Raw genomic sequence first — 25,998 nt, forward strand, 5'->3', positions numbered from 1 at the left:
CTAGAGCATGTTCCTGTTAGCGAAAAGTCATCTCAACGATGGTTTATGCTTAAACCGGACTTTCTTATCATCGGTGGGCAGACGTTGGTCCTCGATGCTAAATGGAAACTATTAGATAGCAGAGCCGGTGACAGCCTAAGGAAGTATGAAATCAGCCAGGCTGACCTCTATCAGATGTTTGCCTATGGGCAGAAGTATCTCCATGGGCAAGGAAATATGATGTTGATTTATCCGCGGCATCAGTACTTTGCTGAACCGCTACCGGTGTTCCGTTTCGATGAAGATTTATCTCTGTGGTGCGTGCCCTTTGACCTTGAATCGGGGGGATTAGTAAAAGGTGAATGGCGGGATTCGTTCCGCTGCTTTCCGGGTGATGATCCTGCAACGGCTTATGAATAAGCCATTCACTTCTAGAAAGTTAGAATGGCGAGGGAGAAGTAATCATGCTCTATAAAGATTTCTATCATTTACTGTTGGAGTCATTTTCCCAACCAGTTGAGCTATTCACTGGCTCAAGAAATGTACCTTTTACTCTCTATGCTGAAGAAACAAAGCTGTTTGTCCGAAATGGAAAAGATAATATCAGCCGTATCGATCCTAAAGAAGTTGCAGCGTTTGTTGAGCGGTTTGAAGAAAGTGAAAGTTTGTTAGCAAAAGACTATCAGGATGTGACTTTCAAAGCCTCCTATTTGTTGGCAGCAATGAAATATATTACTGAGCAGAATGCATCTGTTGTGCGATTCCACAGTGAAGAAATTCACAACAGCGAAATACAATATAAATACTGGCTAAAAGCAAATCCTGAAGGCTATGTTTTAAATTTGCTTAAAAGAAGTGAGGTAAGCAGTGAACTGGACCTTACAAATTCAACTTGTCTGCATTCCGCTGGCTGTTCTTCGGTAAATAATGAACGCAGTTATTCTCATTCAGAGCCATTCACTGGTAATGATTACTTTAAAATTTGCTCAGTAAGCCTTTGTCTTCTTGAGAAAGAAGCCATCAAAATAACAAAGCTTAGCACTGTGAAAAAGCATTCTTGTTTAAAGAGTAAAATGCCTTAATTCCACTTTAACGCTTTATATTGAATCGGCACGGGTTTAACAGACTGCTCAGAGCCATTTATGGACTAACCCCCCGGTAGACGATCCTGCCCTATAGCTGGACTTACCCATTCCCAGATCCAAATCCGACGCAAAGAAAAAGGACTTAGATGATTTCTCATCTAAGTCCTTGATATGTCTGGTGGCCCCTGCTGGACTTGAACCAGCGACCAAGCGATTATGAGTCGCCTGCTCTAACCACTGAGCTAAGGGGCCGTGGCGGTGAATTATAAAGTAACTCCCCTCAGCAATCCAGCCATTCACACCTGCCTGCTGTTTTTATAAACAACGCATAATCAATCCTTTATACTTCCCTGACGATGTATTGAGCGGGAGTAACGATGATCAACGATATTCTGGCCCCAGGACTGCGGGTGGTGTTCTGCGGCATTAACCCGGGCAAGTCCTCGGCGCACACCGGTTTTCACTTTGCCCATCCGGGAAATCGCTTCTGGAAGGTGATCTATCAGGCCGGGTTTACCGACAGGTTACTCAGGCCTGAAGAGGAACAGCACCTGCTGGATACGCGCTGCGGCATTACAATGCTGGTTGAGCGCCCGACGGTACAGGCGAGCGAAGTCAACCTGCATGAGTTGCGCAGTGGCGGCCGGGAGCTGATCAAGAAGATTGAAGATTATCAGCCCGCCGCGCTGGCGATCCTCGGTAAACAGGCCTACGAGCAGGCATTCAGCCAGCGTGGGGCGCAGTGGGGCAAGCAGGCTATCACCATCGGTGTGACGCAGGTGTGGGTGCTGCCGAATCCGAGCGGGCTGAACAGGGCGACGCTGGACAAGCTGGTAGAGGCCTATCGGGAACTGGATGAGGCGCTGATGGTGCGGGGGCTTTAATTCTCTGCGGCCTGATGCCCTCACCCTGGGAGAGGAAATAAACAAAAAAAAAGCTCCCGATTGGGAGCTTTTTGCTGTTTACCTGGGTTAGTCGTCCAGGAAGCTACGCAGCACTTCAGAGCGGCTTGGGTGACGCAGCTTACGCAGCGCCTTCGCTTCGATCTGACGGATACGTTCGCGGGTTACGTCGAACTGTTTACCCACTTCTTCCAGCGTGTGGTCGGTGTTCATATCGATACCGAAACGCATACGCAGCACTTTGGCTTCACGGGCGGTCAGGCCGGCCAGCACGTCGTGCGTGGCGGCACGCAGGCTCTCGGTGGTGGCAGAGTCCAGCGGCAGCTCGAGGGTGGTATCCTCGATGAAATCTCCCAGATGCGAATCTTCATCATCACCGATAGGTGTTTCCATGGAGATTGGCTCTTTGGCGATCTTCAGCACTTTACGGATCTTGTCCTCCGGCATCAGCATGCGCTCGGCCAGCTCTTCCGGCGTCGGCTCACGACCCATCTCCTGCAGCATCTGGCGGGAAATACGGTTGAGCTTGTTGATGGTCTCAATCATATGCACCGGAATACGAATGGTGCGCGCCTGATCCGCGATAGAGCGGGTGATAGCCTGACGGATCCACCAGGTTGCGTAGGTGGAGAACTTGTAACCACGACGGTATTCGAACTTATCTACCGCCTTCATCAGACCGATGTTGCCTTCCTGAATCAGATCCAGGAACTGCAGACCACGGTTGGTGTATTTCTTGGCGATAGAGATAACCAGACGTAAGTTTGCTTCAACCATCTCTTTCTTCGCACGGCGGGCTTTCGCTTCACCAATGGACATACGACGGTTGATGTCTTTAACCTGCTCGATGGTCAGGCCAGTCTCTTCTTCAATCTGCTGCAGTTTCTGCAGGCCGCGATACACGTCTTCTTTCACGTCGTGCAGTTTTTCAGACCACGGCTTGTTCATCGCGATAGCTGCGTTGAACCAGGTTTCGCTGGTTTCGTTGCCGGTGAAGAGGGTGATGAAGTTCTTCTTCGGCATTTTGCACTGCTCAACGCACAGTTTCATGATGATGCGTTCCTGGGTACGTACGCGATCCATCATCACGCGCATGCTGTTCACCAGGTAGTCGAACTGTTTTGGCACCAGGCGGAACTGTTTGAACACTTCAGACAGTTTCAGGATCTCTTCCTGAGCGGCGGCATGGCTGCGGCCTTTCGCTTTGATGGTGTCACGCGTCACTTCGTACTGAGTACGCAGCTCGGCAAATTTCTCACGTGCCAGTTCCGGGTCGATGCTGTTGTCATCATCCGCGGTGTCGTCGTCGCTCTCTTCCTCATCTTCGTCTTCGTCATCATCCATCTCTTCCTGAGACAGTTCAGAACCGACGTGAGTGGCGGTTGGCGCCATATCTTCTTCAGCGTTCGGGTCGACAAAACCGGTGATCAGGTCAGACAGGCGCGCTTCTTCCGCTTCAACGCGATCGTACTGCTCCAGCAGATAGGTGATCGCTTCCGGGTACTCAGCTACAGAGCACTGAACCTGGTTGATCCCGTCTTCGATGCGTTTTGCGATGTCAATTTCGCCTTCGCGGGTCAACAGTTCAACGGTGCCCATTTCGCGCATATACATGCGGACCGGGTCAGTAGTACGCCCGATTTCAGATTCCACGCTGGACAGTACCTGTGCAGCAGCTTCTTCCGCATCTTCGTCAGTGTTGTTGGAGGTTTCAGCCAGCAACAGATCATCGGCATCCGGTGCTTCTTCCATCACCTGAATGCCCATGTCATTGATCATTTGGATGATATCTTCGATTTGATCTGAATCGACGATATCTTCCGGCAGATGGTCATTGACCTCGGCATAGGTCAGATAGCCTTGCTCCTTACCACGTTGGACAAGAAGTTTCAGCTGTGACTGCGGGTTTTGCTCCATAAGACGGTATCCACACTTAATTCGTTTGATTGGTGTCGGCGATGGGGCTGCCAACCTTTAAAGCGAGGGCGTACTTATATTTTTGCCGCTGCCTCTCAGTGCGGCTGCCGGGGGCTTCCCGATCGATATTCGGCACTTAAGCCGTTAAATACTTTTGTCTTTGACTTATTTCTTCGCCAGTTCCTGGTTAATCATCCAGAGCTCCCGGCGTTCTTCGCTGCTCAAACCGTGTGTGCGCTCGCGAGCAATCAACTCTTCCTGGCGCAGCTCAAGCATCGAATCAAACATATGGTTGAGTGAGTCGGTGAACGTTTTTTCTGCAATGTCCTTATCAGCTATATCGTCCCACATCGACAATTTTTCAAGGGTAGCGGCCTCTTTTGTACCGCGATAATGCTCTAAAAGTTGTCCGGTGGTCAGACCTGGCTGAGACAAACAAGTGTTGACCAGTTCTGAAAATAAGCCAAGTCCGGGCAATTTTTCGTGGTCCAAACCCGCCAGCGACGGCACTTGCGGCGCAAGCTCGGGGTTTTGAACCAGCAACCCTATCAGTATACGCATGGTTGTGCGTTTTAGCTGAGGCGCGGCGCGAACCGTGCCGTTTTCAGCCTGTTTAGGCATTAAACGTTCAAGCTGGCTGTCATCCAGAATGCCGAGCTTGTTGCCTAACTCCTGACGCAGATAGATACGCAGCGTTTCGCCGGGCACCTGGCTGATTAACGGCAGCGCCAGCGTACTGAGCTGCGCGCGCCCGTCAGGGGTACTCAAATCGACCTGCGGCATCAGGCTGTTAAATAGAAACGTGGAGAGCGGCTGAGCCTGCTCCATCCGCGCTTCAAACGCCGCTTTGCCCTCTTTACGCACCAGCGTATCCGGGTCTTCACCGTCAGGCAGAAACATAAAGCGCAACTGTCGGCCGTCGGTCATGTAGGGTAGCGCGGTTTCCAGTGCGCGCCAGGCGGCGTCACGTCCTGCGCGGTCACCGTCGTAACAACAAATTACGTTGTTGGTCACGCGGAACAGCAGCTGGATATGATCCGCCGTCGTGGACGTTCCTAACGACGCTACCGCGTAGTTAATGTCGTACTGCGCCAGCGCAACAACGTCCATATACCCTTCGACGACCAGAAGACGCGGAGGTTCCGCATTGTTTTGTTGCGCCTCATAAAGGCCATACAGTTGGCGGCCCTTATGGAAAATATCGGTTTCCGGGGAGTTGAGGTACTTCGGCAGGGCATCACCCAGCACGCGACCACCAAAACCAATCACCCGGCCACGCTTGTCGCGGATCGGGAACATCACCCGTTCACGGAAGCGGTCGTAGCTACGTCCCTGGTCGTTGGTGACCAGCATGCCTGCATCGATAAGAGACTTACGATCTTCGCTATTGCCGCCAAAACGCTTTAACACGTTGTCCCAGCCGGGCGGGGCGTAACCAATAGCGAAACGCGCAATGACCTCATCGCTCAGTCCGCGCTTGTTCAGATACTGACGCGCAGGCTCAGCCGCAGAGTGCTTAAGAGACTGTTGGTAAAACGAATTCAGGCCATCCATCAGTTGATACAGCGTTTGCCGTTGATGGCGCTCGATCTGACTTGGGCCACTGCCTGCTTCATACGGCACTTCAAGGTTATGCATCGCCGCCAGCTCTTCGACGGTTTCAACGAACTCGAGCTTGTCGTAGTTCATTAAAAAATCAACGGCATTACCGTGAGCACCACAGCCGAAGCAATGGTAAAACTGCTTTTCACCGTTTACGGTGAAGGAGGGGGTTTTTTCGTTATGGAACGGACAGCACGCATGGTAATTCTTGCCCTGCTTTTTCAGCTTTACCCGCGCGTCGATGAGATCGACGATGTCGGTTCTGGCGAGCAGGTCATTGATGAAAACGCGTGGGATTCTTCCGGCCATATGCCCCAAAATTTAAGCGACTTATAAACGAAAACAAGCCGCGCATTCCTTCCGGAAGCACGGCCTTACGACTATTACTCTGTCTGTCAATTGAGGGCGTTGGCCCTCAATCAATTAGTACAGACGAGTACGGCGTGCGTTTTCGCGAGCCAGTTTCTTCGCGTGACGTTTCACAGCGGAAGCTTTAGCGCGCTTACGTTCGGTCGTTGGTTTTTCATAAAACTCACGACGACGAACTTCAGCCAGAACACCTGCTTTCTCGCATGAACGTTTGAAGCGACGCAGTGCTACGTCGAACGGCTCGTTTTCACGTACTTTAATTACCGGCATGTAACTCTCACCTTTAATAAATTCGGTTTGCCGCTGGCATCAGCGCCAGCTTATTTCAAAATGGTGCGGAATTTTACTGCAAATGCTGCTGCTTTGTAAAGCACCGAAGCGATTTTGAAAGGGACTTTTATAAGGGGGAAGAGTATACACGAGCGGATGTCCTGGGGCGAACAAAGTTTTACATCAACCCGCATTCGCCCTACACTGCGCGGTATTGAAGCGAGGTAAAACAAGTCATGCGTGTACTGGGTATTGAAACATCCTGCGATGAAACCGGCATCGCCATTTACGACGACGAAAAAGGGCTTCTGGCCAACCAACTGTATAGTCAGGTGAAATTGCACGCTGACTACGGCGGCGTCGTACCTGAACTGGCCTCTCGTGACCACGTGCGTAAAACGGTTCCCCTGATTCAGGCGGCGCTGAAAGAGGCCGGGTTGCGTTCAAACGATATTGATGCCGTGGCCTATACCGCAGGCCCGGGGCTGGTTGGCGCGCTGCTGGTTGGCGCCACGGTGGGACGTTCGCTGGCGTTCGCGTGGGATGTGCCGGCCATTCCGGTGCACCATATGGAAGGGCATCTTCTGGCACCGATGCTGGAAGAGAATCCGCCTGAGTTTCCGTTTGTGGCGCTGCTGGTCTCAGGTGGGCATACCCAGCTGATCAGCGTGACGGGCATTGGCAAGTATGAACTGCTGGGTGAGTCGATCGACGACGCCGCCGGTGAAGCGTTCGACAAAACCGCCAAGCTGTTGGGTCTCGATTACCCGGGCGGCCCGATGCTCTCCAGAATGGCGTCGCAGGGAACGGAAGGGCGCTTTGTCTTCCCGCGCCCGATGACCGACCGGCCAGGGCTGGATTTCAGCTTCTCCGGGCTGAAAACCTTCGCGGCCAACACTATCCGCAATAATGATGACAGCGAGCAGACCCGGGCCGATATTGCCCGCGCGTTCGAAGATGCGGTGGTCGATACGCTGATGATCAAGTGCAAGCGCGCGCTGGATCAGACCGGCTTTAAGCGTCTGGTGATGGCCGGTGGCGTCAGCGCCAACCGTACGCTGCGCGCGAAGCTGGCCGAGATGATGCAAAAACGCCGCGGGGAAGTGTTCTATGCGCGTCCGGAATTCTGTACCGATAACGGGGCGATGATCGCCTACGCCGGGATGGTGCGTCTGAACGCGGGAGCGACCGCCGATCTCAGCGTCTCCGTACGTCCGCGCTGGCCGCTGGCGGAACTGCCCGAGGCCTGAAGGCGCTAAACCCGGATGTCAGATGGCGATATCAAACATCCGGGTTGTGGCGAGCAGACAATAAAGATGGCAGTCGCTGGCGACATGTAATTTCTCCATCGCCCGAAGTTTATGTGCGCTGACGGTTTTGATGCTCAGATGCATCTGCCTCGCGATTGCCACCAGCGGTAACCCTCTGCACAGCAGGCGCAGCACATCCATCTCACGCGGCGACAGCTCGTCTGCGCTCTGCTTTCCTGACTGGAAAAAGGCGTTCATTGTTGAGCGCTCAATATACATCTCCCCGCCAGCCACGGTAACCAGGGCCTGAATGAGCCGCTTTTCACTGACATTGCGGGTAATGTAGCCGTGGGCGCCCGCTTTCAGCGCCGCGCGGATCAGCTGTGGGTTGCTGTAGGGGGAAACCATAATAACCTTCAGCAGCGGATATTGACGGGTGATCCACTTCAGCAGCGCCAGACCGTCCATTCCGCTAGCAGGATGTGGCCCCTGCGATGTGCGCAGGTGGTAGCCCAGCAGCAAAATGTCAGGCGTTTCTTGCGCGAGCATCTCCACCAGGGCTGATGTTGCATCCGCTTCCCCCGCCAACGTAAAGGAAAGCGAGTGAAGACTCAGATTAGTTGCCAGCTGATCCACAATAATGGCGTACAGTCCACGCCGAAAAATAGGGTTTTCATCAGCAATGGCAAATTTGACGGTCACGGAGGTTCCTCTTGCGTTATACGCGTATATGTCCTGGTTGAAATTATTTTACCTGAGAGATGGTTTTATCTGTAAAACATGCAGGAAGATATTTTTATTGTCGTTATTTGTTTTTAAGTAATTTTGTTTGCATGACTGGTTGACTTATTTTATCTCTTTTTTGTGACGCTTTATAAAGAAAATTCTCAGCGTTAAATAGAGGGTTCTCATTGTTCCGTGATGCGCATTAATACAGTTTGAATAAAGCAATTAAGCGTATACATGTCATAAAGGAACAATGGCTCAAATGAAAAAAAGTATTCTCTCACTGTTAATTTGCGCAGCGGTAATCAGCTCTGCGTATGCTGAAGCAGCGACAAAGGTAGAGTTCGCTCAGGAGGGCGTCACGTATACGGCTATCGTCGTAAAACTTAAGCCCGGCAAGCCCCTGCTGAAAGCTACAAACACCGCCACCACGACGGCGCCAGAGGAGCTCACGCTCGGCGATCCCTCTTTAGTGGCGAATAAAATGTTTCGCTCCAATAAACTTCGTAGCACCCAGTCGGATGAATTAACTAAACTGGATGCTACCTACGGGTTTGATCGCTATATGCGGATAGATATTCCTGAAAACAAAAGTCAGGATAAAGCCTTTATTAACCACGCGATTGCCGAGCTGGAACAAAATCCAAAAGTTGAATTAGTGTATGCGGAAGCCATGCCGGTTTCGCTGGATGAATATCAACATGATAATACCACGGCGCCGCTTTTACGCCAGTTCGCCGGAAATGCGACGCTGACTGCCACTGCCGTTCCTGATTTCCGTAATCTGCAGGATTATTTAAAATCCTCTGCGGAAAAACGCCCGGGTTATTATATGGGTGGGGTTAACCGCGACGGCGTTAGCGGTTATGCCGGTAGCGATGGGACTGGCGTTACCATTATCTCCACCGAAAACTGCGCCTGGAACACCAGCCACGTTAACTTACCGGCGATGGCCCTGAGCCAGGGCGACCGCACCTGGAAACCCGGCTGTGGCGATCATGACTCCTCTTCCGTGGGGATTATGGCAGGGAAAGATATCGGCAGCGGTATTCGCGGCTTTGCCTGGAACAGCAAGGTGGGTTATGCCGCCTGGCAGACGAACAATCTTTATAACATGATCCCCCTGCTGAAAGCGGGTGACGTGGTGCAGGTGGGTATGCAGGCCGAAAGCGCCAAACCTGCTGGCTGCACGAAAGAGTGTTATAACCCATGGGAGGCGCAGCCAGCCTTCTTTGATATCACTAAGGCGCTGACCGATAAAGGGGTATATGTCATCGCTGCCGCAGGTAATGGTGGCCTCAGCCTTGACGATCCGGCTTACAACGGCAAATTTGATCTGTCAGTGAAGGATTCCGGCGCGATTATTGTTGGCGCAATGTGTGCGAGTGATGGCAAAAAAGCGTACTTCAGCAGCTATGGCTCACGTGTGACCAGCGCGGCGTGGGGCTGCTGGGACGTGGTGACCACCGGCAGTGGCGATTTGTACAGAGACGGCGTCAATAACTACACCCGTTCATTTGCCGGTACGTCCTCCGCTAACCCCATCATTGCAGGGGTGGTGGCGAGCCTGTCAGGGATTGCAAAAGCGCACGGGATTACTGTTACGCCGAAGCAGATGCGTCAGATTCTGCAGGAAACCGGGACGCCGCTGGCAAACGGGGATTCGGCAAAGATTGGCACCTTCCCGGAGATGGAGCGTGCGGTTGCCCGTATTATGGCGTTGAAAGACGGCGGCACGCCTGCCGCTCCGGCGCCAACTGCCGCCGCGGGAGCAGATTATACGATGGTCTCCCCGACGACTGGCGTAAGTACCTATCCGCTGGACGGCAGCAAGAGCCTGAATGCCGTATCCTTTAACTGGAGCGTGACGAAAGGGGCGGAAACCTTCTCGCTGGAAGAAAAACTGAACGGCACGCTGGTCAAGAGTGTGGATAGCGCGCATGCCTATGCCGTCATTCCTGCCAACAGCGAGGGAGAGGCGACCTACACCCTGACCACCACCGGCGCGGATGGGCGTACCGCGACCGACAGCATGACCATTAAGGTCAGTAAGCCCGTGGTGCCGCCGAAGGACGATACGCCAGCGAAAGATGACACACCGGTAAAACCTGCGGCGCCGGCCTACAACGCCAAAATTGCCTATCCAACCAAATGCACCAAAGTCTCGTACGACGGTAAAATCTGGTTTAACCAGTGGTATGTCAACCCGGGCCAGGAAACGCCGGGAACCGGCGGCCAGTGGGGCGCATGGCGCGAACAGGGTTCTTCTAATAACAGCTGTAAATAACCCTCACGGCCTGGCGTTATGCCAGGCCTTTTTTAGATCCGCAACATCCCTTTCTCTTCCAGAAACGCAACGATCGTCGCCAGACCGTCACCCGCTTTCAGGTTGGTAAAGGTCCACGGACGTTCGCCGCGCATGCGGTTGGTGTCACGCTCCATCACCTCCAGCGAAGCCCCCACGTACGGCGCGAGATCGGTTTTGTTGATCACCAGAAAATCGGATTTGGTGATCCCCGGCCCGCCCTTGCGGGGGATCTTCTCACCTTCGGCCACGTCGATGACGTAGATCGTCAGGTCAGCCAGCTCGGGGCTGAAGGTCGCGCTCAGGTTGTCGCCGCCGCTTTCAACGAAGATCAGATCCAGATTGCCGAATTTTTCGCTCAGCGCTTCAACGGCTGCCAGGTTCATCGAAGCATCTTCGCGGATGGCGGTGTGCGGACAGCCGCCAGTCTCCACGCCGACGATGCGCTCCGGCTCAAGGGCGCCAGCTTCGGTCAGGATGCGCTGATCCTCTTTGGTGTAGATATCATTCGTCACCACCGCCAGGTGATACGTGTCGCGCATCGCCTTGCAGAGTGCTTCCAGCAGCGCGGTTTTGCCCGACCCCACCGGGCCGCCTACGCCCACGCGCAGGGGATGTTTGTAATCAGCCATGTTGCTTCCTCAGGAACGGAAAAGTCGTGAATATTGTGTTTCGTGGCGGGCAGAAGCGATGGCGGAAAGCGGCGTTGCCGCGCCCAGCTCGTCGTCGCCACGTAAAAAAGCCTGTTCAAGCCCGGCCGCAAAATGGTCGCTCAGCGCGATGATCAGCTGCTGCGCGGCCTGTTGCCCAAACGGCACCAGCTTGACGCCCGCCATTACCGCGCTCTCAATCCAGCTATAGCCGAGACTCAGGGCCAGCTCGCGCACGCCAATGCCCCAGCGTACGCCGAGCCACGCCATGCCACAGAGCTGGCTCTGCATAAACAGCGTCTGCCATCGGGCCGGGCAGTCCGGCTCCCAGCTTTTAATGAGACGCGTAAAGGCGGCACCGCGATTGCGCTCTTCTTCCCGCAGTTCACGGGTTTCCCGGCAGGCGAGAAGGTAAGCCGTCCAGCGTTTTGCTGCCGCAAGGTCGCCTTGTTCACAGGCCCGGTACAGCCGGACAAACAGCGGCAGGTCAACGCAGAAAAAGCTCTGCTCCATCTGTAGCGTTTGCCAGCGTTTAAAGGCGTCGGCATCTGTGATCCAGCCTGCTTCCACGGCCCACTCCAGCCCCTGCGACCAGGTAAATGACCCGACCGGCAGGCTGCTGCTGGAGAGCTGCATCAGGCGCAGCCACTGGCGGGAATGCTCCATCAGCTCATCAGCGCCAGCAGGGCAGAAACGATCAGCCCGCCGCCGAAGGTTTTGCGCAGGCTGTCGTGTCGGCGCAGCAGCAAGCCTGCGGCGAAACTGGCGCACAGTACGGTAGCGCTGGCGAACATAAACCCGCTGGTGAAGAGCCAGAAGCTATGGCCGGACATCTCCACGCCGTGCGCCCAGCCGTGAAACATCGCCAGGGCTGGTACCGCCAGCAGCAGGCGGTTTTCGGTTTTAAACATCATCACGCCGCAGACCGCCAGCGAGGCGATAATCAGCATCTCCATGCCGCTAAAGCCGCCGAGCAGGCTACCCGCCACGGCGCCGACAAGCATCATCCCGAGGGTGGCAAACGGCAGCAGCAGTTTGCGGCCGCTCAGCGCCGAGAGCACGCCTGCGCCCGCCAGCATCAGCAAGTGATCGAGCCCGGTCAGCGGGTGGAAGAAACCAGCCTGAAAGCTGTCGGCGCCGTGGCCAGGATGGGCGAGCGCGGGAACCGAAAAGGCCAGCAGTAACAGGGGAAGTAACGTGCGCATGAGTAATCCTCAGTGTGAATGGGCGTGAGAGTGGCTATGACTGTGGGCATCGCTGGCATACGCGCCCGCTTCCGGTTCAAACGGCAGAGTGGCGTACGTCACCTCCAGCCCGAACTGGCGCAGCATGTCGTCGAGAACATGATCGTGGTGATAGCGCAGCTCGCCGGGCATCACCTGCAGCGGCACGTGGCGGTTGCCAAGGTGGTAGCAGGCGCGGGCGAGCAGGAACGGATCGGCGCAGCGCACCACGGAGACGGACTCCGGGGCGGCGATCACTTCGATCACCTCGCTGCCGTCGTCGTTGCTGAGCAGGTCGCCGCCGCGCAGCAGTAAACCGCGCGGCAGCATCAGTCCGGCTTCGCGTCCGTCGTTCAGCGCCACGCGGGCGCGGCTTTTCACCCGCACGTCAATCGGCAGCGTGACGCTGGCGGTAATCGGGTGTGCATGGTCCAGGCGTTGGGTTAAATAGATCATCATCACTCCTCAAAACAGGAAATAGCGTTGCGCCATCGGCAGAACCTCAGCCGGTTCGCTGGTAATCAGTTCACCGTCAACGCGCACTTCATAGGTTTGCGAATCGACGGTGATATTTGGCTGCAGGCCGTTGTGGATCATGTCTGCCTTTTTCACCGTCCTGCAGCCTTTCACCACCGCGGTGGTGCTCTGCAGGTTGAGCTGCTGCGGGATGCCCAGCGCGTCAGCGGCTTGCGAGACAAACGTCAGCCGCGTGGCGTGGCGCGCGGCACCCAGCGCGCCAAACATCGGGCGGTAATGGACCGGTTGCGGGGTGGGTATGGAGGCGTTGATATCGCCCATCGGCGCGCAGGCGATCATTCCGCCCTTGACGATGGTGGCGGGTTTTACGCCGAAGAACGCCGGGGACCAGACCACTAAATCGGCCAGCTTGCCCGCCTCAATCGAACCCACCTCATGGGCGATACCGTGGGTCAGAGCCGGGTTAATGGTGTATTTGGCGACATAGCGCTTCACGCGGAAGTTGTCGTTATCGCCGCTTTCTTCCGGCAGGGCGCCGCGCTGGACCTTCATGCGGTGCGCCACCTGCCAGGTGCGGATAATCACTTCTCCCACGCGGCCCATGGCCTGAGAGTCTGACGAAGTGAGAGAAAACGCGCCGATATCGTGCAGCACGTCTTCGGCGGCGATGGTCTCCCGGCGAATGCGCGACTCGGCAAAGGCGACGTCCTCGGCGATATCCGGATCGAGGTGGTGACACACCATCAGCATGTCGAGATGCTCGTCGATGGTATTCACCGTGTAGGGCAGCGTTGGGTTGGTGGAGGAGGGCAGAATATTCGGGTGCGCGCAGGCGGTGATAATATCCGGCGCATGGCCGCCACCTGCCCCTTCGGTGTGGAAGGTGTGGATAGTTCGCCCGCCAATGGCGGCCAGCGTGTCTTCCACAAAGCCGGACTCGTTCAGCGTATCGCTGTGCAGCGCCACCTGAATATCCATCTCTTCAGCCACCTCAAGCGAGCAGTTGATCGCCGCAGGCGTCGCGCCCCAGTCCTCGTGGATCTTAAGCCCAATGGCGCCAGCTGTGATTTGCTCGCGCAGCGCGTCGGGGTTTGAACCGTTGCCCTTGCCGAGCAGACCGATGTTTACCGGCAGAGTGTCCGCAGCCTGCAGCATGCGGGCGATATACCACGGGCCGGGCGTGCAGGTGGTGGCGTTGGTGCCCGCCGCGGGCCCGGTGCCGCCGCCGATCATGGTGGTGACGCCGGAGACCAGCGCCTCTTCCGCCTGCTGCGGACAGATCCAGTGGATGTGAGTGTCGATCCCGCCGGCGGTGACGATCTTCCCTTCGGCAGCGATCACTTCCGTCGCGGCGCCAATCGGGATCGTTACGCCGGGCTGAATGTCCGGGTTGCCGGCTTTGCCGACGGCAAAGATCCGCCCGTTCTTCACGCCGATGTCGGCTTTCACGATCCCCCAGTGATCGACAATCAGCGCGTTGGTCAGCACCAGATCCACGCAGTCGTCTGCGGTCATCTGCCCCTGGCCCATGCCGTCGCGGATCACCTTCCCGCCGCCGAACTTGACCTCTTCGCCGTAGACGGTGAGATCGTCTTCCACTTCGATCCACAACTCGCTGTCGGCCATCCGCACTTTATCGCCGGTGGTAGGGCCGAACATATCGGCGTAAGCCTGGCGCGAAATTTCAGCCATTTTTCACCTCTCCCATTACCTCGCCGCGAAAACCGACTATGCGCTGCGCGCCTGTCACCTGCACCAGCGTCACTTCACGCTTCTGGCCGGGCTCGAAGCGCACGGCGGTACCCGCCGGGATGTTCAGTCGGTAGCCGCGGGCGGCCTCCCGGTCAAACTTCAGCGCCGGGTTGACCTCGTAAAAGTGGTAGTGCGACCCGACCTGGATCGGCCTGTCGCCGTGGTTTTCGACGATGACACGCCGGGTGTCTCGCCCGACGTTGAGGGCGATATTACCGGGCTTGATCTGGTATTCACCTGGGATCATCACGCGCTCCTTAGACGATCGGGTTATGGACGGTGACGAGCTTGGATCCGTCCGGGAAGGTGGCCTCCACCTGAATATCCGGGATCATCTCCGGTACGCCCTCCATCACCTGATCACGTCTCAGGACGTGGCGGCCAGCCTCCATCAGTGCAGCGACGGTTTCGCCATCGCGCGCGCCTTCCATGATGAAGGCGCTAATCAGCGCGACCGATTCCGGGTAATTGAGCTTTACTCCACGCGCAAGGCGGCGTTCGGCAACCAGCGCGGCGGTGAACAGCAACAGCTTGTCTTTTTCTCTGGGGGTCAGTTCCATAACGTTTCTCTTATGTCTGCCAGATACGCGGCGAACAGGCGGTTTTGGTGGTGAGAAGCGGGCGAAGCGACTGCCAGATGTCGCGCATCACCCGCTGGCAAATCAGGTTGTCGTGGGAGAGAAAACGCACCGACATGAGATCGTCCGTGAGCGTGGCGCCCGCAAACGTATCCAGCGGGGCGAGCAGCACCCGCGCCGCGTCGAGATGTTCTTCTCTGGCCGGATAGAACAGCAGCGTGCCGAGCCACGGTTGCCCGGCAACGGGCGTGAGATCGCCGTTGCTGAGATGCTGACGCTCAATCAGGCGCGGTTCGTCGTCGACCCACACCTCAAGGCGGCTCTCCAGCGTGCCGTGGCTAAAGGTCTCACCGATCACCGGACGCCCCAGGCAGTACAACTCCCACGCCAGTAGCGTACTGGAGGCCTTGAGGTGGAAGACGGAACGCAGCGCGGCATTGGCGCCGGGAAAGATAATGGTGTCCTGCGGCAGCCACTCCAGCGTGGCGTCTTCATCAAGATAAAAGTGTTGGTTCAGACGGGCCTGTGGGCCGCTGCTGCGATAGAACTTGCTGGCGCCGGGCATGGTGATGAGCGCGTGGCTATTGGCGTCCAGCCGGACAGAAATATCCAGCGTATCACCACCCACAACGCCACCAGGTGGGTGCAACAGATAGAGGTGGCAGGTTTCACCTTCAGGATAAAACGGCCGCTGAACGGTTAGCGGCCCGAGGTGATGAGCGGAGTGCAGGAGGGTTTTCTCAGGGGTGTGACAAAACTGCAGGGCAAGCGACGCCTGCCAGCCTTTATACGTATTATCAGTGACCTGAGCTGCTAACATGCTGCATCCATCTGCTCATCATCGGGGTCGTTTCAGTATGCCCTGGCAGAATTGAAGGCTGTCATATGAGTCGCTTATGGATAAAAACCGGTTCATGTGATTAATGCAGGCCGGGTAAGCGCAGCGCCACCCGGCAAGAAAGGCGATGAGACTAGCGGTAATCCTCCGCATCCACGTCATACCCGGACGGCTCCCAGTGGATCGCCAGCAGCGAGGCCAGGCCGATAAACGGCGCCAGCGCAATCACCCAGAACACGGCGGTATCAAGGGATGCGACCAGCAGCGGGAAAAGGAACAGCGACAGCGTGGAACTGCTGCGCATCAGCGTCTGGTTGAGACCCACGCCGACGCCGCGCAGCGAGGTCGGGTAGCTCAGGGAGGCAAACGTCATGGTATGCGCACCCGGACCAAAGCCCTGGCCGAACAGGAACAGGGCCAGCATGCCGACGGCGACCACACCTTCCGTTGCGCCTTCAGGCCGCCCCACCAGTGCCAGCCCGAGCAGCGCGACCAGCTGGCAGGCGTAGCCCGCAAGCGACATCCGCCAGGCACCGAAGCGCGGCACGTAGCGTACCGCCAGCAGCCCGCCGACGAAGGCAAACAGCAGGTTAAGCACCAGGGAAATCAGAATGGTCGTCAGCATCGACTGAACAAAGAAACTGGAGATGATCACCGGCAGACCAAACGCCACGGCGTTGTAGGCGAAGGAGGAGACCACAGACAGCAGCGTGGCGAGCGTCGTACGGCGTAAATAGATGCCGCGAAACAGGTTCAGGTAGTTTGCCCATTTTGCTTTATTGACGACAGGTGCTGGCTGGCTGAGCGCGTCCTGCGGTACGTGGGCATTGATGTTATACGACTGGCGTAAAATCGACGCCGCCTCTTTCAGGTTGCCCTGATTCGCCGCCCAGACCGGCGATTCGCTCATATAGCGGCTACGAATAGCAATAATCACCAGCGCCGGCACCGCGCCAAAACCGAGGATCAGGCGCCATAGCCAGTCGCTGTGGCTTTCCGGCAGCACGGCGTAGAAGAAGAGCACCAGCAGATAGGAGACGCTGATGGCGGCATACCAGGTGGGGCACCACATCGCGACGCTGGAGGCTTTGTTTCCCGGGCCTTTCAGCCTGGCAAACTCGCTTAAAAAGGCCATCGCCACGGGCAGGTCGATCCCGACCCCAAGCCCCATTACAAACCGGGCGCCCGCCAGCACGTATTCGTTAGGTGCCAGCGCGCAGGCAATAGCGGCTACCACGAAGAAGAGCATGTCGGCCATAAAGACCCGGTAGCGGCCAATTTTGTCCGTAAGATAACCGCCAAGCAGCGCCCCGACAATGGCGCCAAAGGTAATGGCTGAGGCCACCATGCCGGTGCCTGCTGGCGTGAGGTTAAATTCGCGGGTGATGTCTTTGATACCGAACGCCAGCGCACCAAGGTCGTAGGCGTCGAGAAAAATACCGCCCAATGCGATGCCGATAACGATGCGTGCATTGGCCCGTCCCTGCGAACCGTGATTGACCAGCCGCGAAACGTCAGCGGCGCTGCGCACCCACTGGATATCGCCATCCGCTGCGTGGCGTGGTGTTGAAAGAGGAGTGGAGTCTGTAATGTCTGCCATTTTCTTCTGATGTGGTTGTGTTGTGTCTCTAACAGTTACCACAGGCAGAAGGTGACCAAAATCACATTTGGCTATAAGGCATAACTAACCTTATTGAGCGTCTTTTTTCTTCCTCTTGAGCTTCGTCCAGATTTTGGTCTCCTGACGACGCCACAGGCGCTGAATATTATCGTGATGGCGCAGCAGGATAAGGCAGGAGAGCATCGACACCGGGAAGGTAAATTGCGGTTTGAACCACCAGACGTAGAACGGCGCGATCAGCGCGCTGACGATGGCACCCAGCGACGAATAGCCGCTGAGAAGAATGGTCAACAGCCAGGTGCCTGCCATCACGCCGGTCAGGTCCCAACCGATAGGCGCAATGGCACCAAAGGCCGTCGCCACGCCTTTACCGCCTTTAAAGCCGAAGAATACGGGCCAGATGTGGCCAACGCAGGCGGCAATCGCAATCAGCCCCAGCCAGAACGGCGTGACGCCCAGCGCATACGCGCCCCAGACGGGTAGCATCCCTTTCAGAACATCAAAAATCAAAACCGCTACGGCTGCTCCCTTGCCGCCAATTCGTAGTACGTTGGTCGCTCCCGGGTTCCCGGAACCACTTTCACGCGGGTCAGGTAACCCGGCGATGCGGCAGACCAGAATGGCGCTGGAGATTGAGCCGCAAAGGTAGGCGAGGAGGATCATTCCAGGCGCGATTGCACTCATAACGCTGTTCCGTTTTGAAAATGTATCTGTATTCTCAGCATCTGTGGATAATACGCATAATTCGCCGGAAGTGGTATCCGGTTTAGCCAAAAAGCAGGCAGGTCGTGATGGATATTGTATTTATAGAGCAACTTTCGGTAATCACCACAATTGGTGTTTACGACTGGGAACAGACCATCGAGCAGAAGCTGGTGTTCGATATCGAAATGGGCTGGGATAACCGCAAGTCGGCAAAAAGTGATGACGTGAATGACTGTCTGAGCTATGCCGACATCAGTGAAACGGTCATCGCCCACGTTGAAGGGCAACGTTTTGCGCTGGTCGAGCGGGTGGCGGAAGAGGTGGCGGAACTGCTGCTGAGCAAATTCAACTCACCGTGGGTGCGTATCAAACTGAGCAAGCCGGGCGCGGTGGCGCGTGCCGCCAATGTGGGTGTCATCATCGAGCGTGGCACAAATCTGAAAGGGAAGATTTAACGTCATAATAGCTAAACCATTTTAGGTTATACCGGTCTCAGGACTGTATCTTTAATCGGTTGTCCGTATGGGGCACCGTTTTTTTATATCTTTTTAGGGGTTTATAGATGAGCGATATGCACTCGCTGCTGGTGGCGGCAATACTGGGTGTGGTCGAAGGATTGACGGAGTTTTTACCGGTTTCCAGTACCGGCCATATGATTATCGTTGGCCATCTGCTGGGCTTTGAAGGCGATACCGCAAAAACCTTCGAAGTGGTCATTCAACTGGGTTCTATTCTGGCCGTGGTGGTTATGTTCTGGCGTCGCCTGTTTGGCCTGATCGGGATCCACTTTGGTCGTCTCCCTCAGCGCGAAGGTGAAGGTACCGGCCGTCTGACGCTTATCCATATTCTGCTCGGCATGCTCCCGGCGGTAGTGCTGGGGCTGGTATTCCACGACACCATTAAATCACTGTTCAACCCGATTAACGTGATGTACGCGCTGGTGGTAGGGGGCTTCCTGCTGATCGCCGCGGAAGTGCTGAAGCCAAAAACGCCGCGCGCGGAAGGTCTGGATGATATGACGTATCGTCAGGCGTTTATCATTGGCTGCTTCCAGTGTCTGGCGCTGTGGCCGGGCTTCTCGCGTTCTGGTGCCACCATTTCCGGCGGGATGCTGATGGGCGTGAGCCGTTACGCCGCGTCAGAGTTTTCGTTCCTGCTGGCCGTGCCGATGATGATGGGCGCCACCGCGCTTGACCTCTATAAAAGCATTGGTTTCCTGACCACCGGCGACATTCCGATGTTCGCCGTTGGCTTCATCACCGCGTTTATCGTGGCGCTGATTGCCATCAAAACCTTCCTGCAGCTGATTAAGCGTATCTCGTTTATTCCGTTCGCGATCTATCGCTTTATCGTCGCGGCTGCGGTGTACGTGGTCTTCTTCTGACCGACTGCCCTCAGTCTTTTGGCTGAGGGCAATGCTTTTCCTTCCAGTCTGATACCGCCTGAATTCGCCGTTTTGTCAGCTCTTCCCGAATCTCCGGTCCTTTGAATCCCGCCTCGACAACGTCTTTCGTCGGCACGGCTTTTGCCACGTTCCACGCCGCCCGCAGCAAGCGCCCTTGCGGATAGTCACAGGCTTCAAACCCGGTGCGCCCGCGCACGTCAGCCTCGCTGGTGAGCGCGATCTGTTCCACGCGCTGGGGTTTGCGCCAGGCGTCGATGTTATCGAACAGCTTGACGATGGTGGCCGGTTTCAGGATCGGGAAGGTGTGAATCAGGTCGTGAAACTCGGCCACCAGTTTCGCCAGATCGCGGATCTCGTTCGGGACGCGCAGACGCTGGCACAGCCCTTCGACCAGCTTCACCCCCGCCGGGCCATGACCGTGATGGCGAGGCCAGAATTCTTTTGGCGTTAAGCCTTTGCCCAGATCGTGGCACAGGGTGGAAAAGCGCACGTCCACGTCCGGGCTCAGCATGGCCGCCATGCTGAGCGTCATCAGCGTATGCACGCCGGTATCAATTTCCGGGTGCCATTTCGCTGGCGCGGGGACGCCAAACAGCGCATCTATTTCCGGGAACAGCACCTTCAGCGCGCCACAATCGCGCAGAACCTGGAAAAAGACCTGCGGGTTGCGGGTGGTGAGGGCATTTTCCGTCTCTTTCCAGACGCGCTCTGGCGTCAGGTGTGCAAGCTCGCCGGCTTCGGTCATGGCGGTCATCAGCGCCATTGTCTCATCGGCAATCCGGAAGCTGAGATGAGCGTACCGTGCGGCAAAGCGCGCCACGCGCAGCACGCGCAGCGGATCTTCAGAAAACGCCGGGGAGACGTGACGTAAAAGACGGTTTCGCAGATCGTCCTGGCCGCCATAGGCGTCAACGATCTGGCCGTTCTCGTCCTGCGCCAGCGCGTTGATGGTGAGATCGCGACGCAGAAGGTCTTGCTCCAGCGTCACGTCCGGCGCGGCATAGCAGGTGAAGCCGGTATAGCCCGAGCCCGATTTCCGCTCGGTACGCGCCAGGGCGTACTCTTCGCGGCTTTGCGGGTGCAGAAACACGGGAAAATCGCGGCCTACCTGCTGGTAGCCCGCGTCGAGCATCTCTTCCGGGGTGGCGCCTACCACCACCCAGTCTTTATCTTTGACCGGCAGACCTAACAACGCATCACGTACCGCACCACCGACCAGATAACTCTTCACGCCTTACACTCCTGTTTTCTCTTTTCCAGGATAATACGTAAGTCTGGCAGAGAAGACGAATTAGTTCATCCAGCGGTCTTTACGCTTACGGCTTGGGATCAGATGCGGCAGAACCAGACCCAGCACCAGACCTACGCCCAGCACGCCGCCGCCATACATAAACCACTGCATGATGATGGTGCGCTGTTTGTCATCGAGCTGCAGATTGGCGGCATTCACTTTCTTCTGCGCGACAATCAGCTCGTTTTTCAGTTTCTGGTTCTCTTCTTTCAGACCGTTAATCACCCCGTCGCTCTGCGCCACTTTCTGCTGCATTTCAGCGGTGCGCTGGTTCCAGGTGCCGTCGATGTTGTTCAGCTTGTCGGTCAGGGTTTTTACCTGGTTTTCCAGGTCCGGCACGCGGGTGCGCAGGCTTGGCACGGTGCTCAGCTCTTTCAGCGGGATCCAGGACGTACGGCCGGAACTGTCGCGAACCTGACCGTAATTGGTCTCCGCGTTGGTTTGTAACAGCGTCACTTCCTCGCCGGCATTTACCGTGCCCACGAGGCGATAATTATCTCCGGGGCCACTGCGTACCCAGGTGTTCAGTTCGTCAGAAACGTAACGCTTCTCTTCAGCGTGCACGGCGGTTGCGGCGCTAAAAGCGAGTAAAGTAAGTCCAATCAGGCGTAATTTAAGCATCATTAGTCGTTATTTTCATAAAAAGTGGAACGATAGTAGTGGCAACAGTGTCTCTACGCAAAGCATTCGTCAGCAATCAGAATCATCTGTGTCACGACTCTACACATTTACGCCCGTCAAATTGCTCATTGCATGGCAATTTGGCGCAAAATACTATGTACTGACAAATAAATGGCGAGGAAGTTCGCCCTCATTGACGCGTCTGTGACGCCCGCAAAAGTACAAGGCTATGGCTCAGGAAATCGAATTAAAATTTATCGTCGAAAAAGACAGCGTTGACGCACTCCGCCAGCATCTGCATACGCTTTCCGGCGAACACCATGCACCGGTACAACTGCTTAATATCTATTACGAAACGCCAGACAACTGGCTGCGCCGCCACGATATGGGGCTGCGCATCCGCGGCGCAAGCGGACGCTACGAGATGACGATGAAAATTGCCGGCCGCGTGGTCGGCGGGTTACATCAGCGTCCGGAATATAATATCGACATCAATAAGCCAGAACTTGAGCTGGAACGTTTCCCGGCCGAAGTCTGGCCGGAAGGTGCGTTGACTTCCACCCTCGCGGAACAGGTGCAGCCGCTGTTCAGCACCGATTTCTGGCGCGAAAAATGGCTGGTGGCAGAAGGCAAAAGCCGCATTGAAATCGCCCTGGATTTGGGTGACGTGAAGGCGGGTGAGTTCCAGGAGCCGATTTGCGAACTGGAGCTTGAGCTGCTGGAAGGGGATGCGAACGATGTGCTGAAGCTGGCGCGCAAGCTGGTGAACCAGTCCGGATTGCGCCAGGGGAGCCTGAGCAAAGCCGCGCGGGGCTACCATCTGGCCGCCGGGAATGCGCCACGCGCGCTGAAAGAGACAACCATTTTGCACGTTGCGCCGAAAGCCAGCGTTGAGCAGGGACTGGAAGCCGCACTGGAACTGGCACTTTCTCAGTGGCAGTACCATGAAGAGCTGTGGGTGCGAAATGTGAAACATGCCAAATACCACGTGCTGGCGGCTATTGCCCTGGTGCGCCATACCCTGGCGCTCTTCGGCGGCATCGTTCCTCGAAAAGCGAGCGCTCACTTACGTGATCTGCTGACGCAAACCGAAACGCTGATGCTTTCCGACGTCTCGGCGCAAACGGCGATCTACAGCCCGCAAACCGCAACGGCAAAACTCGCACTGACCGAGTTCCTGGTGACGCGCGGCTGGCGCGCTTTCCTGGATGCGAAAGCGCAGGCCAAAATCGCGGAAAACTTTAAGCGTTTTGCGGATATCCATCTCTCCCGTCATGCCGCCGAGCTGAAAAACACCTTTGCCTATCCGCTGGGCGATCGGTATGGCGATCAGCTTCCTCGTCTTTCGCGCAACATCGACAGCATGCTGCTCCTCTCCGGCGCTTACGACGGTCCAAAGGCGCAGGCGTGGCTGGAAAACTGGCAGGGGCTGAAGCATGCCATTGAAACCCGTCAGCATATTGAGATAGAGCATTTCCGTAACGAGGCCATTTCGCAGGAGCCGTTCTGGCTGCACAGCGGAAAACGTTAACTCTGGCAAGGAACCCCTAAAATGCCGCTTTCTTCGCAGTTACAGCAGCAGTGGCAGACCGTTTGCGAACGTCTGCCTGAGTCATTACCGGCGTCATCGTTAAGCGAACAGGCGAAGAGCGTGCTCGCTTTCAGTGACTTTGTGCAGGAAAGTATCACCGCCAATCCGGACTGGCTGGCGGAACTTGAAACCGCACCGCCGCAGGCAGATGAGTGGCGGCACTATGCTGGCTGGCTGCAGACTGCACTCGAAGACATTGCGGATGAGGCCGCGTTGATGCGCGTCCTGCGCCAGTTCCGCCGTCGGGTGATGGTGCGCATTGCCTGGGCGCAGGCGCTGGAAATCGTGAGCGAAGAGAGCACGCTGCAGCAGTTAAGCGAGCTGGCGCAAACGCTGATTGTCGCCGCGCGAGACTGGCTCTACGCTGCCTGCTGTAAAGAGTGGGGCACGCCGTGCAGCGAGGAAGGGGTTCCTCAGCCACTGTTGATCCTGGGGATGGGCAAGCTGGGCGGCTGCGAACTGAACTTCTCCTCCGATATCGACCTGATTTTTGCCTGGCCGGAGAACGGCTCTACGCGCGGCGGGCGTCGCGAGCTGGACAATGCCCAGTTCTTTACCCGTCTCGGTCAGCGTCTGATTAAGGCGCTGGATCAACCCACCCAGGACGGGTTTGTCTACCGTGTGGACATGCGCCTGCGTCCGTTTGGCGACAGCGGCCCGCTGGTGCTGAGCTTTGCGGCGCTGGAAGATTATTACCAGGAGCAAGGGCGCGACTGGGAGCGTTACGCGATGGTCAAAGCGCGGATCATGGGCGACAGCGACGATGCCTATGCCAATGAGCTGCGCGCCATGCTGCGCCCGTTTGTCTTCCGTCGTTATATCGATTTCAGCGTCATCCAGTCCCTGCGTAATATGAAAGGGATGATCGCCCGTGAGGTGCGCCGTCGCGGCCTGAAGGACAATATCAAGCTTGGCGCTGGCGGCATCCGCGAAATTGAATTTATTGTTCAGGTCTTCCAGCTTATTCGCGGCGGACGCGAGCCGTCGCTACAGTCCCGCTCGCTGCTGCCGACGCTGTCAGCGATTGAGCAACTGCACCTTCTGCCGGACGGCGATGCGCACACCCTGCGCGAGGCCTACCTGTTCCTGCGTCGTCTGGAAAACCTGCTGCAAAGCATCAATGACGAACAGACCCAGACCCTGCCGGGCGATGACCTTAACCGGGCGCGTCTGGCGTGGGGAATGCGCGTGGACGACTGGTCAACGCTGACCGAACGGCTCGATGCTCATATGGCAGGCGTGCGCCGAATCTTTAACGAGCTGATCGGTGATGATGAAAGCGAATCGCAGGACGATGCGCTTTCCGAACACTGGCGCGAGCTGTGGCAGGACGCGCTCCAGGAAGATGACACCACGCCGGTGTTGACGCACTTAACCGACGACGCGCGCCATCGCGTGGTGGCGCTGATTGCCGATTTCCGTCTCGAACTGAACAAACGCGCCATTGGGCCGCGCGGACGTCAGGTGCTGGATCACCTGATGCCGCACCTGCTGAGCGAGGTCTGTTCGCGGGCTGATGCGCCGGTGCCCCTGTCACGCATGATGCCGCTGCTGAGTGGCATTATCACGCGCACCACCTATCTTGAACTGCTAAGCGAGTTCCCCGGCGCGCTGAAGCACCTGATTACGCTCTGCGCCGCGTCGCCGATGGTGGCTAACAAGCTGGCGCGTTACCCGCTGCTGCTGGATGAGCTACTCGATCCAAATACCCTCTATCAGCCGACGGCAACCGATGCATACCGGGACGAGCTGCGTCAGTATCTGCTCCGCGTGCCGGAAGAGGACGAGGAGCAACAGCTGGAGGCGCTGCGTCAGTTTAAGCAGGCGCAGATGCTGCGCGTGGCGGCGGCGGATATCGCCGGGACGCTGCCGGTGATGAAAGTGAGCGATCACTTAACCTGGCTTGCGGAAGCGATCATCGACGCGGTGGTGCAGCAGGCATGGGTGCAGATGGTGGCGCGCTACGGCCAGCCGAAACATCTGGCCGATCGTGAAGGTCGCGGCTTCGCGGTGGTAGGCTACGGCAAGCTCGGCGGCTGGGAACTGGGCTATAGCTCCGATCTGGATTTGATCTTCCTGCACGACTGCCCGGTCGACGTGATGACCGACGGCGAGCGCGAGATTGACGGGCGTCAGTTCTACCTGCGTCTGGCGCAGCGCATCATGCATCTGTTCAGTACCCGCACCTCGTCGGGCATTTTGTATGAAGTGGATGCCCGCCTGCGCCCGTCCGGTGCGGCGGGGATGCTGGTCACCTCGACGGAATCCTTCGCCGATTATCAGAAGAATGAAGCCTGGACGTGGGAGCATCAGGCGCTGGTGCGCGCCCGCGTGGTGTATGGCGATCCGCAGCTCAAAACGCAGTTCGATGCTATCCGTAAGGAGGTCATGACCACCCCGCGTGAGGGCAGTACGCTGCAGACCGAAGTGCGTGAGATGCGTGAAAAAATGCGCGCGCATCTGGGCAATAAACACCGCGATCGCTTTGATATCAAAGCCGACGAGGGCGGTATTACCGATATCGAGTTTATTACCCAGTATCTGGTGCTGCTCCACGCGCACGACAAGCCGAAGCTGACGCGCTGGTCGGATAACGTGCGCATTCTGGAACTGCTGGCGCAAAACGACATCATGGACGAGCAGGAGGCGCTGGCCTTAACCCGCGCCTACACCACGCTGCGCGATGAACTTCATCATCTGGCGTTGCAGGAGCAGCCAGGGCATGTGGCGCTGGACTGTTTCACCGCTGAACGCGCTCAGGTAACGGCCAGCTGGCAGAAGTGGCTGGTGGAACCGTGCGTAACAAAACAAGTGTGATATTATCGCGCGCAAATTGTGAAT

The 25,998-nt window shown here is 56.7% G+C and carries 25 protein-coding genes and 1 tRNA gene; 9 read left to right on the forward strand and 17 right to left on the reverse strand.

Going from position 1 to position 25,998, the window contains the following annotated elements; all coding sequences use genetic code 11:
* Both C5687_RS07070 and C5687_RS07075 read left to right on the forward strand, forming a co-directional pair.
* On the forward strand, positions 1–399 hold a 399-nt coding region (locus tag C5687_RS07070; RefSeq protein ID WP_238380452.1), incomplete at its 5' end, for an McrC family protein.
* Positions 400–443: 44 nt separating this feature from the next.
* Positions 444–1,061: a hypothetical protein gene (locus C5687_RS07075; RefSeq protein WP_104556646.1), complete on the forward strand. Its 618-nt coding sequence runs from the start codon at positions 444–446 to the stop codon at positions 1,059–1,061.
* Positions 1,062–1,240: 179 nt separating this feature from the next.
* On the opposite strand, the gene C5687_RS07080 is transcribed toward C5687_RS07075, so the two are convergent.
* Positions 1,241–1,316 (reverse strand) — tRNA-Ile (locus C5687_RS07080).
* A gap of 125 nt (positions 1,317–1,441) precedes the next feature.
* On the opposite strand from C5687_RS07080, the gene mug reads away from it, so the two are divergent.
* Positions 1,442–1,948: a G/U mismatch-specific DNA glycosylase gene (gene mug / locus C5687_RS07085; protein ID WP_094918768.1), complete on the forward strand. Its 507-nt coding sequence runs from the start codon at positions 1,442–1,444 to the stop codon at positions 1,946–1,948.
* 87 nt (positions 1,949–2,035) lie between these two features.
* Here mug and rpoD read toward each other — a convergent pair whose 3' ends face one another.
* From rpoD to rpsU, 3 genes are all read right to left on the reverse strand, one after another.
* Complete coding sequence (rpoD, locus tag C5687_RS07090; protein WP_025758549.1) at positions 2,036–3,883, reverse strand: RNA polymerase sigma factor RpoD; 1,848 nt, start codon at positions 3,881–3,883, stop codon at positions 2,036–2,038.
* 165 nt (positions 3,884–4,048) lie between these two features.
* The gene (gene dnaG / locus C5687_RS07100; protein ID WP_025758547.1) at positions 4,049–5,794 is read right to left on the reverse strand and encodes a DNA primase; all 1,746 of its coding nucleotides are present in this window, start codon (positions 5,792–5,794) and stop codon (positions 4,049–4,051) included.
* Between the two features lie 114 nt (positions 5,795–5,908).
* Positions 5,909–6,124 (reverse strand): 30S ribosomal protein S21, encoded by a 216-nt coding sequence (rpsU, locus tag C5687_RS07105; protein WP_001144069.1) that lies wholly within the window; start codon positions 6,122–6,124, stop codon positions 5,909–5,911.
* Positions 6,125–6,360: 236 nt separating this feature from the next.
* Here rpsU and tsaD point away from each other — a divergent pair, with 236 nt between their 5' ends.
* Positions 6,361–7,374, forward strand: coding sequence for a tRNA (adenosine(37)-N6)-threonylcarbamoyltransferase complex transferase subunit TsaD (tsaD, locus tag C5687_RS07115; RefSeq protein ID WP_025758545.1), 1,014 nt, complete (start codon positions 6,361–6,363; stop codon positions 7,372–7,374).
* A gap of 18 nt (positions 7,375–7,392) precedes the next feature.
* Here the strand turns inward: tsaD and C5687_RS07120 are convergent, their stop codons facing one another.
* Positions 7,393–8,076, reverse strand: coding sequence for a response regulator transcription factor (locus tag C5687_RS07120; protein WP_104556647.1), 684 nt, complete (start codon positions 8,074–8,076; stop codon positions 7,393–7,395).
* Between the two features lie 286 nt (positions 8,077–8,362).
* Between C5687_RS07120 and C5687_RS07125 the strand changes: the two genes are divergently transcribed.
* Entirely contained in the window at positions 8,363–10,387 is a 2,025-nt protein-coding gene (locus tag C5687_RS07125) for a S8 family serine peptidase (RefSeq protein ID WP_104556648.1), read from the forward strand.
* 32 nt (positions 10,388–10,419) lie between these two features.
* On the opposite strand, the gene ureG is transcribed toward C5687_RS07125, so the two are convergent.
* The 10 genes from ureG to plsY form a co-directional block, all read right to left on the reverse strand.
* Positions 10,420–11,037, reverse strand: coding sequence for an urease accessory protein UreG (gene ureG, locus C5687_RS07130; protein ID WP_047959489.1), 618 nt, complete (start codon positions 11,035–11,037; stop codon positions 10,420–10,422).
* A 9-nt stretch (positions 11,038–11,046) separates the two neighbouring features.
* Positions 11,047–11,721, reverse strand: coding sequence for an urease accessory protein UreF (locus C5687_RS07135; RefSeq protein ID WP_047959488.1), 675 nt, complete (start codon positions 11,719–11,721; stop codon positions 11,047–11,049).
* On the reverse strand, positions 11,721–12,260 hold the full coding sequence (locus C5687_RS07140; protein ID WP_104556649.1) for a HupE/UreJ family protein: 540 nt from the start codon (positions 12,258–12,260) through the stop codon (positions 11,721–11,723). The genes C5687_RS07135 and C5687_RS07140 overlap by 1 nt, the downstream gene beginning before the upstream one ends.
* 9 nt (positions 12,261–12,269) lie before the next feature.
* A complete protein-coding gene (gene ureE / locus C5687_RS07145; RefSeq protein WP_025758536.1) occupies positions 12,270–12,734 on the reverse strand; it encodes an urease accessory protein UreE in 465 nt (154 codons plus the stop codon).
* Between the two features lie 9 nt (positions 12,735–12,743).
* Positions 12,744–14,447 carry an urease subunit alpha gene (ureC, locus tag C5687_RS07150; RefSeq protein ID WP_104556650.1) on the reverse strand — a complete coding sequence of 568 codons (1,704 nt, stop codon included), beginning with the start codon at positions 14,445–14,447 and terminating at the stop codon, positions 12,744–12,746.
* Positions 14,440–14,754: an urease subunit beta gene (locus C5687_RS07155; RefSeq protein ID WP_104556651.1), complete on the reverse strand. Its 315-nt coding sequence runs from the start codon at positions 14,752–14,754 to the stop codon at positions 14,440–14,442. Before C5687_RS07155 ends, ureC begins: the two co-directional genes overlap by 8 nt.
* A gap of 10 nt (positions 14,755–14,764) precedes the next feature.
* On the reverse strand, positions 14,765–15,067 hold the full coding sequence (locus tag C5687_RS07160) for an urease subunit gamma (RefSeq protein ID WP_025758533.1): 303 nt from the start codon (positions 15,065–15,067) through the stop codon (positions 14,765–14,767).
* A 10-nt stretch (positions 15,068–15,077) separates the two neighbouring features.
* Positions 15,078–15,905 (reverse strand): urease accessory protein UreD, encoded by an 828-nt coding sequence (locus C5687_RS07165; protein WP_025758532.1) that lies wholly within the window; start codon positions 15,903–15,905, stop codon positions 15,078–15,080.
* Positions 15,906–16,056: 151 nt separating this feature from the next.
* Complete coding sequence (locus C5687_RS07170; protein ID WP_104556652.1) at positions 16,057–17,523, reverse strand: MFS transporter; 1,467 nt, start codon at positions 17,521–17,523, stop codon at positions 16,057–16,059.
* A 90-nt stretch (positions 17,524–17,613) separates the two neighbouring features.
* A complete protein-coding gene (gene plsY / locus C5687_RS07175) occupies positions 17,614–18,228 on the reverse strand; it encodes a glycerol-3-phosphate 1-O-acyltransferase PlsY (protein WP_045285917.1) in 615 nt (204 codons plus the stop codon).
* Positions 18,229–18,335: 107 nt separating this feature from the next.
* Here plsY and folB point away from each other — a divergent pair, with 107 nt between their 5' ends.
* Positions 18,336–18,704, forward strand: a complete 369-nt coding sequence (gene folB / locus C5687_RS07180) for a bifunctional dihydroneopterin aldolase/7,8-dihydroneopterin epimerase (protein ID WP_025758528.1) — start codon at positions 18,336–18,338, stop codon at positions 18,702–18,704.
* Positions 18,705–18,811: 107 nt separating this feature from the next.
* The gene (gene bacA, locus C5687_RS07185) at positions 18,812–19,633 is read left to right on the forward strand and encodes an undecaprenyl-diphosphate phosphatase (protein WP_045285916.1); all 822 of its coding nucleotides are present in this window, start codon (positions 18,812–18,814) and stop codon (positions 19,631–19,633) included.
* A gap of 10 nt (positions 19,634–19,643) precedes the next feature.
* Here the strand turns inward: bacA and C5687_RS07190 are convergent, their stop codons facing one another.
* A complete protein-coding gene (locus C5687_RS07190; protein ID WP_045285915.1) occupies positions 19,644–20,885 on the reverse strand; it encodes a multifunctional CCA addition/repair protein in 1,242 nt (413 codons plus the stop codon).
* A 60-nt stretch (positions 20,886–20,945) separates the two neighbouring features.
* The gene (locus C5687_RS07195) at positions 20,946–21,566 is read right to left on the reverse strand and encodes a TIGR04211 family SH3 domain-containing protein (RefSeq protein WP_025758524.1); all 621 of its coding nucleotides are present in this window, start codon (positions 21,564–21,566) and stop codon (positions 20,946–20,948) included.
* A gap of 229 nt (positions 21,567–21,795) precedes the next feature.
* Here C5687_RS07195 and C5687_RS07200 point away from each other — a divergent pair, with 229 nt between their 5' ends.
* Positions 21,796–23,097, forward strand: a complete 1,302-nt coding sequence (locus C5687_RS07200) for a CYTH domain-containing protein (RefSeq protein ID WP_104556653.1) — start codon at positions 21,796–21,798, stop codon at positions 23,095–23,097.
* Between the two features lie 21 nt (positions 23,098–23,118).
* Complete coding sequence (glnE, locus tag C5687_RS07205) at positions 23,119–25,974, forward strand: bifunctional [glutamate--ammonia ligase]-adenylyl-L-tyrosine phosphorylase/[glutamate--ammonia-ligase] adenylyltransferase (RefSeq protein WP_104556654.1); 2,856 nt, start codon at positions 23,119–23,121, stop codon at positions 25,972–25,974.
* Positions 25,975–25,998 lie beyond the last annotated feature (24 nt).

The sequence above is a fragment of the Enterobacter sichuanensis genome, assembly GCF_002939185.1.
GTDB classification, from domain to species: domain Bacteria; phylum Pseudomonadota; class Gammaproteobacteria; order Enterobacterales; family Enterobacteriaceae; genus Enterobacter; species Enterobacter sichuanensis.